Origin of the sequence: Brevibacillus sp. TJ4 (assembly GCF_044627595.2) — a bacterium.
Taxonomy (GTDB): domain Bacteria; phylum Bacillota; class Bacilli; order Brevibacillales; family Brevibacillaceae; genus Brevibacillus.
In genome coordinates, this window is the sequence record NZ_CP185865.1 from 3389004 (window position 1) to 3401295 (window position 12292).

Annotated in this window: 14 protein-coding genes; 3 read left to right on the forward strand and 11 right to left on the reverse strand. The window is 52.8% G+C overall.

The window, feature by feature from the left end; all coding sequences use genetic code 11:
* Nucleotides 1–3 precede the first annotated feature (3 nt).
* Nucleotides 4–822, forward strand: a complete 819-nt coding sequence (locus ACAF76_RS16560) for an ABC transporter permease (protein ID WP_400161967.1) — start codon at nucleotides 4–6, stop codon at nucleotides 820–822.
* The gene (locus ACAF76_RS16565; RefSeq protein ID WP_400161968.1) at nucleotides 815–1636 is read left to right on the forward strand and encodes an ABC transporter ATP-binding protein; all 822 of its coding nucleotides are present in this window, start codon (nucleotides 815–817) and stop codon (nucleotides 1634–1636) included. The genes ACAF76_RS16560 and ACAF76_RS16565 overlap by 8 nt, the downstream gene beginning before the upstream one ends.
* Before the next feature lie 81 nt (nucleotides 1637–1717).
* On the opposite strand, the gene ACAF76_RS16570 is transcribed toward ACAF76_RS16565, so the two are convergent.
* From ACAF76_RS16570 to ACAF76_RS16580, 3 genes are all read right to left on the reverse strand, one after another.
* Complete coding sequence (locus tag ACAF76_RS16570; RefSeq protein WP_400161969.1) at nucleotides 1718–2233, reverse strand: DUF2179 domain-containing protein; 516 nt, start codon at nucleotides 2231–2233, stop codon at nucleotides 1718–1720.
* Between the two features lie 118 nt (nucleotides 2234–2351).
* Nucleotides 2352–2642 (reverse strand): DUF3817 domain-containing protein, encoded by a 291-nt coding sequence (locus tag ACAF76_RS16575; RefSeq protein WP_400161970.1) that lies wholly within the window; start codon nucleotides 2640–2642, stop codon nucleotides 2352–2354.
* 192 nt (nucleotides 2643–2834) lie between these two features.
* On the reverse strand, nucleotides 2835–3401 hold the full coding sequence (locus ACAF76_RS16580) for an FAD-dependent oxidoreductase (RefSeq protein ID WP_400161971.1): 567 nt from the start codon (nucleotides 3399–3401) through the stop codon (nucleotides 2835–2837).
* Nucleotides 3402–3595: 194 nt separating this feature from the next.
* On the opposite strand from ACAF76_RS16580, the gene ACAF76_RS16585 reads away from it, so the two are divergent.
* On the forward strand, nucleotides 3596–4591 hold the full coding sequence (locus ACAF76_RS16585) for a cation diffusion facilitator family transporter (RefSeq protein WP_400161972.1): 996 nt from the start codon (nucleotides 3596–3598) through the stop codon (nucleotides 4589–4591).
* A 212-nt stretch (nucleotides 4592–4803) separates the two neighbouring features.
* Here ACAF76_RS16585 and cyoD read toward each other — a convergent pair whose 3' ends face one another.
* The 8 genes from cyoD to ACAF76_RS16625 form a co-directional block, all read right to left on the reverse strand.
* Nucleotides 4804–5121, reverse strand: coding sequence for a cytochrome o ubiquinol oxidase subunit IV (gene cyoD / locus ACAF76_RS16590; RefSeq protein WP_400161973.1), 318 nt, complete (start codon nucleotides 5119–5121; stop codon nucleotides 4804–4806).
* 1 nt (nucleotide 5122) lies between these two features.
* Complete coding sequence (gene cyoC / locus ACAF76_RS16595; RefSeq protein WP_400161974.1) at nucleotides 5123–5737, reverse strand: cytochrome o ubiquinol oxidase subunit III; 615 nt, start codon at nucleotides 5735–5737, stop codon at nucleotides 5123–5125.
* Nucleotides 5737–7707, reverse strand: coding sequence for a cbb3-type cytochrome c oxidase subunit I (locus ACAF76_RS16600; protein ID WP_400161976.1), 1971 nt, complete (start codon nucleotides 7705–7707; stop codon nucleotides 5737–5739). Before ACAF76_RS16600 ends, cyoC begins: the two co-directional genes overlap by 1 nt.
* 76 nt (nucleotides 7708–7783) lie before the next feature.
* Complete coding sequence (qoxA, locus tag ACAF76_RS16605) at nucleotides 7784–8677, reverse strand: cytochrome aa3 quinol oxidase subunit II (RefSeq protein WP_400161977.1); 894 nt, start codon at nucleotides 8675–8677, stop codon at nucleotides 7784–7786.
* 314 nt (nucleotides 8678–8991) lie between these two features.
* The gene (locus ACAF76_RS16610; RefSeq protein ID WP_400161978.1) at nucleotides 8992–9204 is read right to left on the reverse strand and encodes a hypothetical protein; all 213 of its coding nucleotides are present in this window, start codon (nucleotides 9202–9204) and stop codon (nucleotides 8992–8994) included.
* Nucleotides 9205–9468: 264 nt separating this feature from the next.
* Nucleotides 9469–10524: an AbrB family transcriptional regulator gene (locus tag ACAF76_RS16615; protein WP_400161979.1), complete on the reverse strand. Its 1056-nt coding sequence runs from the start codon at nucleotides 10522–10524 to the stop codon at nucleotides 9469–9471.
* A gap of 166 nt (nucleotides 10525–10690) precedes the next feature.
* Entirely contained in the window at nucleotides 10691–11563 is an 873-nt protein-coding gene (locus ACAF76_RS16620) for a LysR family transcriptional regulator (protein ID WP_400161980.1), read from the reverse strand.
* 26 nt (nucleotides 11564–11589) lie between these two features.
* Nucleotides 11590–12261, reverse strand: a complete 672-nt coding sequence (locus tag ACAF76_RS16625) for a TerC family protein (RefSeq protein WP_400161981.1) — start codon at nucleotides 12259–12261, stop codon at nucleotides 11590–11592.
* Between the last annotated feature and the right edge of the window lie 31 nt (nucleotides 12262–12292).

Here is a 12292-nt window from a genome sequence, read left to right on the forward strand (position 1 = left end):
ATAGTGCATTTCTACCATATCGCCAAACGGGAGCTGAAGCTGGGGTTTCGCAATCCCTGGTCCTACTCGTTTCTCGCCCTGTTCACCCTGTTTACGCTCGCCCTGATGGTGATTCAATCGCGTTCCTATCTCGAAGGGTACACGTACACGACAGGCAGCATGCTCACCCTGATTTTGTACCTGCTTCCTTTGATGACGATTCTGCTCTCCTCTTTTTCGCTGACGGGTGAAAAAGAGGACGGAAGCTGGCAGTTGCTATCCACCTATTCGCTGACCAGCGCTTCCTATCTGATGGGCAAATACTTCGGACAATCTGTCGTCCTGATCGTGATCGTCTGCTTCGGCTTTGGTCTGTCCGGGGTCGCAGGAGCGCTGGTCGGAGCCGGTTTTTCCCTGGCAACGCTGGCATTTTTGCTCTGCTTCTCGATTCTCATCATCTTGATGTTTTTAGGGATCGCCATGCTGATCGGCGCCATTAGCAACAACCGCTGGCAGGCGCTTACGATGGGGGTCAGCGTCTGGTTCTTTCTCATCCTGGCCTGGCCGACGCTTTTGATTTCGGTGCTCAGCTTTGTTCCCTACACCTGGATCAAGCCGATCCTCCAGGCAGCGATCATCTGCAATCCTGCCGAGCTGGTCCGCTTCTTCTCCGTGATCTGGCTCGGCGGCGGCTCTATTTTCGGGCCGGAGTACTTCCAGTGGGTCAACTGGTTTGATTCGCCTTTCGGGGCAGTCGGCTTTTTCATGCTCTTGTTCATGTGGATCTGCATTACGATGTACGCGGCGATCTTCATCTGGGAAAGGAGGAGATACCATGGCTGACAACGGACTGGTCATCAGGCAGGTGGAAAAGACGATCAAGAAAAAGCAAATCGTGCATCCGTTTGACTTGACGATCGCACCGGGTGAAGTGGTCGCCTTGTGCGGTGGAAACGGCGCGGGCAAAAGCACGATCTTGCGGATGATCGTCGGTATTCTCCAACCGAGCGCCGGCACGATCGAATTGAACGGCTGCACCTGGAAGCAGCAGCGGGTGCACTACCTGGAGCAAATCGGCTACATGCCCGACCATTTCAACTTCGCTCCGGGGCTGACGGCGCACGAGACGCTGTCGTTTTACGCCGGACTGCGGGAAGTGCCCGCATCGGTCGTCGACCAGGCGCTGAAAGCAGTCGGCTTGTACGAAGCAAAAGACAGACGCGTCGGCCAGTTTTCCAAAGGGATGCAGCAGCGCCTCCTGTTCGCCCAGGCCGTGCTGGCAGATCCGGCTCTGGTCGTGCTCGATGAGCCGACCAACGGGCTGGACCCGTATTGGATGGACGCATTCGTCGATCTGGTCAGAGGGTTGAAGGAAGACGGCCAATCGGTCATCTTTACCACCCACCAGTTGCAGGTCGCAGACGCTGTCGCGGACCGGGCGCTCTTTTTGATGGACGGCAAAGTGGCACAGAGCGGCACGGTGGCGGAATTCCGTGAGAAATACGGTGAGCTTGGACTCCACGGAGCGTTCTCCGCCCTCTTTTCCCGCCCGCCGCAAGCAAGCGCAGCCGAACCAGTATCGTCGGATAGCCAAGCAGCGCATGACAAAGCCAAACCTGGCGTCAACGTGACAATCAAAGGGCGCTCCCAGGACTAAACGCACAAGCAGCCAGCCTCTCCCGTTATTTCGGGAAAGAGACTGGCTGCTTTTTTGCCGTATTCTGGCTGCGAATATTTGTCAACGCAAGCGCTTGACCCAAAATCCGCCTTTCAGGTTCTTCGGCTCAAAGGAGACGATAAATGCTTTCGGCGCCATACTGGTTACCAGCTTCCACAGCTTTTGCTCGTTGCTGCGCTTGGTCAACACCTGCATCATCAGACGTGGGCCATCTCTGCCTTCCGCCACCCAGGAGGTGACACCAAAACCGTGCTCACGGAGCTTTCCGGGCAACTCCATTTCCAGCGAGTCGACGACCACCTGTACGGTGACGTAGCCGAGAGCCAGATATTCCTCGATCTTGCTCCCGACGAACACCCCCATCCCCCAGCCGATACAGTAGGCTGCCAGATTGATCGGGTTGTCGAGATTGTCCAGGACGAGCTCCAAGCCTTTGAGGTAGACAAACACCTCCACCATCGCCAACAGGGAAGCGAGAAGGCGGTACCCCTTGATTACCATCAACATGCGCAGTGTGAAAAAAGAAACGTACAAAATATTGATCCCGATGATAATCCCAATAAATGTGAAGCCCACGTCACAATCTCCTTTTTGCTTTTGACCTGTGGTAATTTCCTTTTTTTGTAAGATGAGCACAGATAAAAGACGGGTAGAGTACCCGCCTTCTCCCTACGCTATTTATATGACAGCACGGTTACGCTTCGTGACGAATCCGCCTGTCCAATACAAAATTGCCAAAGGGCAACAAAGACGCTATAAACGCTCCAACCACCCGCAAAAATGACCAGCGGTTGGCGAACGTCACATGACCAAGAGCGAGAATATACAAACAGAATAACACACCATGGAGCATCCCTGCTACGGTAACAGCGATGGGAATATCCATCATGTACTTGAGCGGCATGGCAACAAACAACAATACGAGATATGAAATACCTTCGATGAGGCTGATGAGTCGAAAGCGTCCCAACGCTGTTTTCATCATAAAAAGGAGGTCCTCCCTGCTATCTGTCTACTTCACTACCCTGATTATAGCTGAATTCTATTAGAATACATCACTGTTTGCGAATGTTCATAATTCGTTCATAAGCAGGCGCAAAAAAGCCACTCTCCCGGCAGATTTCGCTTTGGGAGAGTGGCCGCTTCCAACCGTTTCGTTACTGGCTCAAAGACGCTATCAGGTCGTCTTCAGGACATCGTGATCGACGTAGCGTTCGCCGTTCAGCTCGCTGATGACGTTGATCGCGACCTTGGCTCCGTCGCCAGATGTGATAATCGTATGTACACTCACACCTGCGCATGTGCCGGCAGCCCAAATTCCCTCGATGTTGGTTTTGCCTTGTCCATCCACATCGACGACAGTCTTGATGCGCGGTTCGGTTCCGTCTTTCGTATTGACTCCGATTTTTTGCGCGAGTTCCACGACTGCACCTGTCGCCAGAATGACATGCTTCGCTTCAAAGCTGCCTGCTTCCGTTTCCACAACGAGCCCCTGCCCGTTTTTGCGCACATCGGTCACCTGGTCTGTGATCACTTCAGCTCCGAATTTGGCAGCTTGCTTCTTGCCTGTCTCGATCAGGTCCGGTCCCGCGATCTCCATGATTCCGTAGTGATTTTCCATCCATGCGCGTTTGGTCATGCTTTTGTCGCTGTCAATCAGCAAAGTCTTCTTGCCCGCCTTCGCTGCAAACAGCGCTGCGCTTCCCCCTGCGGGACCGCCACCAACAACTACGATATCGTACATGTAAACCGCTCCCTTCCTCGTTTTCAAAACTTTTTCATACATTATTATATACTATGTATGAAAAAATACAAAGAAAAATTAGAGAGAGAAAACTGCTTTGAGTTTATATTCAAATAATCACTTGAATGTTTGATCGTAATCCCCTATACTTTGAAGTACAGCAGGAATGTTTATCCAACGAAAGGAGGGTTCGTATGGGACTACACCATGACCACCACTCCCATGAACATAGCCATCATCATCACGGCAAAGGAGCGAACAAGCGGGCTTTGGCGATCGCCCTGGCGATCATTGCCGTTTTCCTCGTCGTCGAAGTCATCGGCGGTCTTCTCACTAACAGCCTCGCCCTGCTGTCCGACGCAGGCCACATGCTCAGCGACGCATCGGCCTTGCTGCTCAGCCTGGTCGCCCTGCATGTCGCAGGCAAAAAGCCTTCTGCCCGCAAAACGTACGGCTACCACCGCTTTGAAATACTCGCCGCCTTGCTCAACGGCGTTACGCTCGTGCTCGTATCGCTCTACATTTTCTGGGAAGCGTACCAGCGGCTGTCCGCTCCCCCGGAGGTAGCCAGCCTGCAAATGATGGGCATCGCGTTTCTCGGGTTATTGGCTAACATCGTTGCGGCTTTCGTCCTGATGCGCGGCGATTACCAGCACAACCTGAACATGCGCAGCGCATTTTTGCACGTGCTGGGCGATATGCTCGGTTCGATCGGCGCTATCGCCGCAGGCTTCGTCATGTGGCAGTTTGGCTGGTATGTGGCGGACCCGCTCATCAGTATCGTCGTCGGCGTACTCGTCCTCTTGAGCGCCTGGCGGGTGACCAAGGAGTCCGTCAACGTGCTGATGGAAGGAACGCCTTCTTCAGTCAGCGTCGAACAGGTCAGCCAGGCATTATCCAATATCCCCGGAGTGCAAAATGTCCATGACCTGCACGTCTGGACCGTCACCTCGGGATTTGACTCGCTCACCTGCCATCTGCGGGTGAAAGACGGTATCGAAAGCTACCCGATCCTGCGTGAAGCGCTGCAGCTTCTGGAACGAAGATTCCACATCAGCCATGCCACCATCCAGATCGAAAATGCCAACATCCACCATCCCGGACTGATGTGTCAGGCAGGCGAGCAACATGATGAACATGAACATGAACATGAACATGAACATGAGCACGGGCATCGCCAGGAATCGTGAGCCCCTTTTTATCCGTCGGCGTTAGACCTTTGCGTACGCGGGACCGATATATGGGACGCAGGCGGCGCACAGCCGCCTTCTTGCGCGCCTGAAACCACCCGATTTATGGTTCGGGCGATCGTTTCATTTTCAGTCCCTGCGACAAAAAGAAAGAGCATGGCAACAGACGAAGAAACGTCTTGCCATGCTCTTGTTTGTATAGGCTTTTTCCGTTACACGTTGAACGTCATAATCCAGATCGAACCCAGCACGATCGTCAAGACAATCACCATGCCGAGGATCAGCGTCTGGACGTTCCAGCGCGGCTTTTCTCCTTCGCGAATGTGCATGAAGAAGAACAGCTGAATCACGAATTGCAGGACCGCCATCACCATGATCAGGACGATGGTCATCGTTTTGCTAAACAGCGGATTCATCACCAGTACGAGCGGGATGACCGTAAGCACGATTGAGAGGACAAACCCGATTACGTAAGACTTGAGCGAGCCATGATGTTCTTCATGGTGTGCGCCGTGGTTTCCGTGTGCCATCCTACATCACCCCCATCAGGTAGACGACTGTAAAGAGGAAAATCCATACGACGTCGAGGAAGTGCCAGTACAGGCTGAGCGTCGTTACTTTGCGGCGCGTCACCGGAGTCAGACCGCGGCGGCGCAGTTGCATCATAATCGCTACCATCCAGAACAGACCGATCGACACGTGCAATCCGTGCGTTCCTACCAGTGTAAAGAAGGCAGACCAGTAGGCACTCGTACCAATCGTCGCTCCCTCGTGAACCAGGTGCATAAACTCGTTGATTTCCAATACGACGAAGGACAGACCCAGCAGCGCGGTAACAATCAGCCAGCCGATCAGTTCCTTCACTTTGCCTTTGTTCATCGCCAGAATCGCCAAGCCGCTGGTGAAGCTGCTCGTCAAAAGGATAAAGGTGGAGGCGATGATCCCTGGCATTTCAAACAGTTCCGCGCCCGTCGGCCCTCCGGCAAAGCTGTGATTCATAACCGCAAAGGTCGCGAAGAGGGTACCGAACAGGATGCAGTCCGTCACCAGGAAGATCCAGAAACCTAATACTTTCATCTCTTCCAGATCCGCATGGCCGTGATCGTGACCATGGCCATGCTCATGTTTATTTGCCACTTGTTGCATTAGTAAACCCTCCCCAGCGAGGATTCCGTGCGTTTCACTTCGTCCACGGTCACGTAGTAGTCGTCATCGTAGACGAAGGAGCGCGCCCACATGCAGGCAAATACGCCGATCATACCGATGACAGCCATCCAGACCCATTCCCAGACGAAACCGAAACCAGCGACGAACCAGAAGGCGGACATAACGAACGGAATCCCTGAGTTTTTCGGCATATGGATCGGCTCCAGATGCACAGGCTCTTCTTTATACGTGCCACTTGCTTTTTCTTCTTTGATTCTCCACCAGTCATCCAGCTCTTTTACTTTTGGCGTGACAGCGAAGTTGTAGAATGGCGCTGGCGACGGAATCGACCATTCCAGCGTGCGTCCATTCCACGGGTCGCCTGTCGTGTCGCGCTCCCCGTGCTTGATGCTGTAGGCGATTTGCCATACCTGGAAGATAAAGCCGATCCCCATCAGGAAAGCACCGACCGTGGAGATGAGGTTGAGCATATCCCAACCGTAATCCCAGCCGTACGTGTAGTAACGGCGTGTCATACCCATGAAGCCGAGCGCGTACTGCGGCATGAAGCAGACGTAGAAACCGATATTCCACAGCCAGAAAGCCCATTGGCCCAGCTTTTCGTCCAGCTTGAAGCCGACGATTTTTGGCCACCAGTAGTAAATCCCGGCCAAGTATCCAAACACGACCCCACCGATCAGTACCTGGTGGAAGTGAGCGATCAGGAAGTAGCTGTTGTGGTACTGGTAGTCAGCCGGAGCAACCGCCAGCATGACCCCGGTAGCTCCCCCGACGACGAAGCACGGGATAAAGGCAATCGTCCACAGCATCGGCTGTTTGAACGAAATCCTGCCTCGATACATCGTGAACAGCCAGTTGAAAATCTTCACCCCGGTCGGAATCGCGATCAGCATCGTCGTAACGGCGAAGAAGGCGATTACGCTGGCGTCCGTACCCATCGTGAAGAAGTGGTGGGCCCAGGTGAAGAACGAGAAAAGAGCGATCCCCATGACAGCCGCGACCATCGAGGTGTAGCCAAACAGTTTTTTCCGGGCAAAGGTCGCCACCACTTCGGAGAAGATCCCGAACGCTGGCACGACTACGATGTATACCTCAGGGTGTCCCCACATCCAGATGAGGTTGAGGTACATCATCGGGTTACCGCCGCCATCCATCGTGAAGAAATGGGCACCGGCGAAACGGTCAAGGTACAGCAGAGCAAGTGTTACAGTCAGGATCGGGAATGCCAGGATGATCATCACGCAACTGGAGAATACAGACCAGGTGAACATCGGCATTTTCATCAATGTCATGCCAGGGGCACGCATTTTCAGAATGGTTACGATAAAGTTGATCCCGGACGCCAAGCTACCGATACCGGAAATCTGTATCCCCCAAATCCAGAAGTTCTGCCCTGGACCGGGGCTAAATTCATTTTGTGACAATGGCGGATACGACAGCCAGCCTGCATCCGGGGAGCCCCCGATGACAAACGACAGGTTGAACAGCATCGCACCAAACAGGAACACCCAGAAGCTGACGGCGTTCAAAAACGGAAAAGCGACGTCGCGCGCCCCGATTTGCAGGGGAACGACCATGTTGAACAAAGCAAACATCATCGGCATCGCCATGAACAAAATCATAATCGTGCCGTGCGTGGTAAAGATCGCATTGTAGTGGTCCGAGTGCAAAAACTCTACGTTTGGAAACGCGAGCTGGGCACGCATCAACAGCGCGTCCACACCACCGCGGAACAACATCAGAAGCGAAGCGATCAGGTACATGATCCCGATCTTTTTGTGGTCGACTGTAGTCAGCCATTCGCGCCACAGCCAGCCCCATTTTTTATATTTCGTCAATACGAAGACGATTGCCACCATTGTCAGAGCAATGGAGACCATCGCACCGTAAATCAGCGGATCACCAGTAACAAAGAATGTGGATGCAAACTCCTTTAGGCTCTCCCACATCTGGTATTTCCCCTCCCTTTCAACTGTCCATGCCATGCATGCGATTCGACTGTTACTTTCGGTTCAGCGACCAGTGCTACTCGTTCGTCTGTGGAGCGGCATCGCTTGAATGCATCGGGTGTCCGTGACTGTACTTGGATACGATTTCTTCAAACAGGCCCTCCGGGAACGATGAGAAGGTCATCACTTCAGCCAATCCTGGCTGTTTCAACTCTTCGTAATCTTCTTTGGTAAGAGCAGGAGTCGTGCCTTTTACTTCTTTTACCCACTGGTCAAACTCTTCCTGTGGTTTGGCGACAACCTTGAAGTTCATATGTGCAAAGCCTTCACCCGTGAAGTTGGCTCCTCTTCCGTCAAATTCGCCCGGTTCATCTGCTTGCAGATACAATTCCGTAGTCATCCCGGACATGGCGTAAATCTGACCGCCAAGCTCAGGCACCCAGAACGAGTTCATCGGCGCTTCTGCCGAAAGATGGAACTGTACCGGGACACCAGCAGGGATCTCCAGATAGTTGACCGTAGCAATTCCCTGTTCAGGATAAGTAAACAACCATTTCCAGTCCAGTGACGTCACCTGAATCGTAATCGGCGGTACTTCTTTATTTGGGGACTCTTTCAAAGCGTACACGTCCCGAACCGTGAAGTAGCCCAACAGCGCGACGATAATGACAGGAATTCCCCACCAAATTACCTCAAGCGTCGTGCTGTGCGCCCATTCTGGCTTGTACGAAGCCTTGTTTCCCGGCGTGTCGCGATAGCGATATACAATAAATGCCGTAAGCGCTAGTACCGGAATGATGATGATCGCACACAATATGGTGGAAATAACGATGAGATCATATTGCGTCTGTGCCACTGGCCCCTTCGGATTGAGGACAACATACTCATCTCCGCACCCTGCCAGCAGAGTGCTTGCCAGCGCTGCCAAGACCCAAAGATGAACTTGTCTTAGCAATTTGGTTCCTCTCATTCTCCTGATCCCTCCTCAATTCACAAAAGGCAATTTCAATATAATTGAACATGACTCGTATGCGCATTTACATGTTATCAAAGTAATCCCGTTTTGCTATCGCTTTTTGCGCACGTTCATTTTTTCGTATCTTTTTTGTTACAAAGTTTTCACGAAGCGGTCACGAGTTGATCAAAATATTGTTCAGGATTGCCATAAAAGCCATGAAACTCACGATTGAGGAATTTTTCTGGGATCTTTTGCTTCTGCATACAGCAAAAAACCCGGAGCCAGGCAAGCTCCGGGTTCAAATACTTGTTTTCCTTATTATATGTTTACACTCTTTGTTTCCACATGTGCATCAGGCGAAAGACGGTGCTGAGCAGGAAAATGTTCATGCCAGCGATCAAGCATCCGATGGAAACCATCAGTGGCAAATTCTCCGATCGAAAATCGCTTGCAGTAAACACCAAAAGAAGCGTTCCGACGATCGTGGCTGTCCAAGCCATCCATTTCAATGTGTCCGCTGCTCTTTTATCCTCGTTCATGCTACCATACCCCTGTCATCGTAAAATGAAATCGTTTTCCTCTTGATGTGATTGTAACATAATTTTCACTTCTTGTTCATGTTTTGTTCAAAAAATAATCAAAAAATGGTCAATTTTTTTCGCGGAATCCTCTTGTCTGCTGGCATGTCATGTTTTTCCTTTGTGACAAAAGCGTGAATGGCACGAAAAAAGCCTGCATCCTCGCTGCCTTCCGGGCAGAAAAGATACAGGCTTGTCAGGCATTTGCCTTATGGCGCATGCGCTTTAGCTAAACTCTTCCTTGCGATACCGCTTCAACCAGGCACGGACGCCGTATGAGACGGCGAACAGGATAAACAGCACGCGGAACAACTGGAACGCCATCACCAGCAGCGGATCAGCCCCGACCGACAGTGCCATCAGCCCCATCTCGGTCAAGCCGCCGGGTGAAGTAGCGAGGATATTGGTAATCACATCGGTACTCGTCAGATAGGAAATCGACAGCGCCAGGGTAAGGGTCATGCCCAGCAGCAGGAAGGCATGCACCAGCGCAAAGCTGAACAGCCGGCGATGCTTGATGATGTCTTCCCGCGAGAACTGAAGCCCGGTACTGACCCCGATCAAAACCTGCGCGACCTGGACGAGAAAAGCAGGCAGTGCGTGGTCCTCCGGCAGCACGTTGGTACTGACACAGAGCACGGCAGTCAACAGCATCGGCCCCAGCATGTACGGAGCCGGAATCGAGATTCGCGTCGCCAGCACGGCCGCCACGGCGCCTGCCGCGAGAATCAGCAGCGTCGGCACCAGTCCCATCTCTCCATTTTGCACGCTCGCTGCCGCAGACAGCGGATGCGCATAGAGCCAGGTGACGAGAAACGGCGTCGACAGGACGATCACGACGACGCGGATTGAATGAAAAATGGAAATGATCTGTTGATTTCCCCCGACTTTTTCCCCGATCGACAGCATTTCCGACAGCCCGCCGGGAACATTGCTAATAAACGCAGTGACCCAATCGACATCTGCCATTTTGTGCATGATCAGCATGTTGATCAGACCAAACAAAAGCGTAATGAAAGTCGCAAGAAGCATCAAGCCGATATGGTCCGTCATCGTCTCCATAATGGCCGGCGTCATCCTCAGCCCGAGCGAGATTCCCACCACGACAAGCCCGATGCTGCGCAGCCAGCGGGGAGCCCAGAGCTTGTCATAGCCGAGGACTTTCACGACCACGGTGGTTACCAAAGCACCCAAAAGCCACGGAAGCGGACTGTGAATCGCAGCAAAAAGCAGGCCGCCCATGGAGCCGATCAGCAAGGTTGCCAGCGTCCGAAGCAGCATCTGTCATCACATCCTTTTCTCTCGTTGCTAAGCCTCGGTCTGTTCTCCAGTGTAAACGAATGAACAAGGCAGGACAAAATAGAAAATCGTTATCGAGAGCAATCAACAATACGAATACCAGGAAATTGCAGCGCCTGTAATGCCCTCCTCCTGTTTGTCAGCACTGCTAGCGATGATGCTTCCTCGTCCATTCCTCCATGAAGCGGACGAAGGCAGCCACCATCTTCAGCTCCATCGAGTCTTCGTGGCAAAACATCCACGTCTGCCGCTTGATCGGCTTGCCGGATGTGTCCGTGAGCTCGTACAGATACAGATCGTCGATGTCCTTGAGCATCAGCCGGGGCAAAATGCCGTAGCCCAATCCGCAGGACACCATTTCCCGGCACGTGTCGGCCTTGTCGACCACCATCCCGATCAGGGGCGGCTGGGAGTAGTGGGCGGACCACCAGTTGTTCACCAACGCCAAAAGCAGCGGATCGGTCTCGTAATCGATCCGCGGCATGGTTGGCAAATCATGCAAGGAGAACGGATTTTTGGCGACCGCACATATCGTTTCCTCAAACAAAAGCAGCTTTTTTTCGGCCCAGCTATAGTTTCCGCGGACAAACCCGATGTGGACATCCTGGTTGTATACCGATTTGTAGACATCCTTGCTGAAGCCCGTTACCACCTTGAACTCCACGTCCGGATACGCCGCCGAAAAATGCTTCAGCAGGTTGGGCAGCTGATAGCGGGCGAAATAGCTGGATACGCCGAGTCGCAGCGTTCCTTTTACCCTCTCCCCCATATTGGCGACATGCTCCTTGATCTTGCTCAGCTTGACCAGCATTTCATCGGCACACATTGCCAGGTACTCGCCCTGCGGCGTAAAGTGAACGCCCCGCCTGCCGCGATGCACGATTTGCACGCCAAACTCTTTTTCAATCTGTCTCAGCCGCTTGGTCAGGGCAGGCTGCGACAGGTACAAGCGCTGCGCCGCCCGCGTAATGTTTTGTTCTTGATACAAGATTTGCAAAATCGACCAGTCTCGATTCTCCATAGGCTATCCTGTCTCCCTACAAAATTCTATGTGACCCCATTCTTTTTCTCCCTGCGCTTCACGTACACGCCAAACACGATCACGATGAGCGCAAAGCATAGCGGAATTACCGGCTGCAGAACAGGAAGTGTCGCCTGCAAAAAGCTGCCAAACAGCTTGTCCTCCGCGATCATCTGGCCTGCGGTAAATCCGAGAACCGCCGCTCCCGCCACGATGATTACCGGGAATCGGCTCATCAGCTTCATCAGAATACGGCTTCCCCAAATAATAATCGGAATACTGATGGCCAGACCGATGATGACGAGCGGCAAACTCCCTTTCGCCGCACCCGCTACCGCAATGACATTGTCCAGACTCATAATCATGTCCGCGAAAATAATCGTCTTCATCGCTCCCCACATCGTCGAGCCGCCCGCCACCTCTGCCTCGTCATCCTCGCCTTTGAGCAGTTTGACCGCGATCCAGAAGAGCAGCAAGCCGCCGATCATTTGCACCAGTGGAATTTTCAGCAGCCAGATCGCGATGAAGGTCAGGATGACACGCATCCCGATCGCACCCATCATCCCCCAAAAGATTGCTTTTTTCTGCAGCTGTGGAGGCAAGTTGCGGCAAGCAAGCGCAATCACCACTGCGTTGTCCCCACTCAAAACGAGATCGACCATAACCAGTTGCAAGACATTGAAGAGAAAATCGGTCATTGGAGTGCCCCCAAAGAAAGAGATGATATTG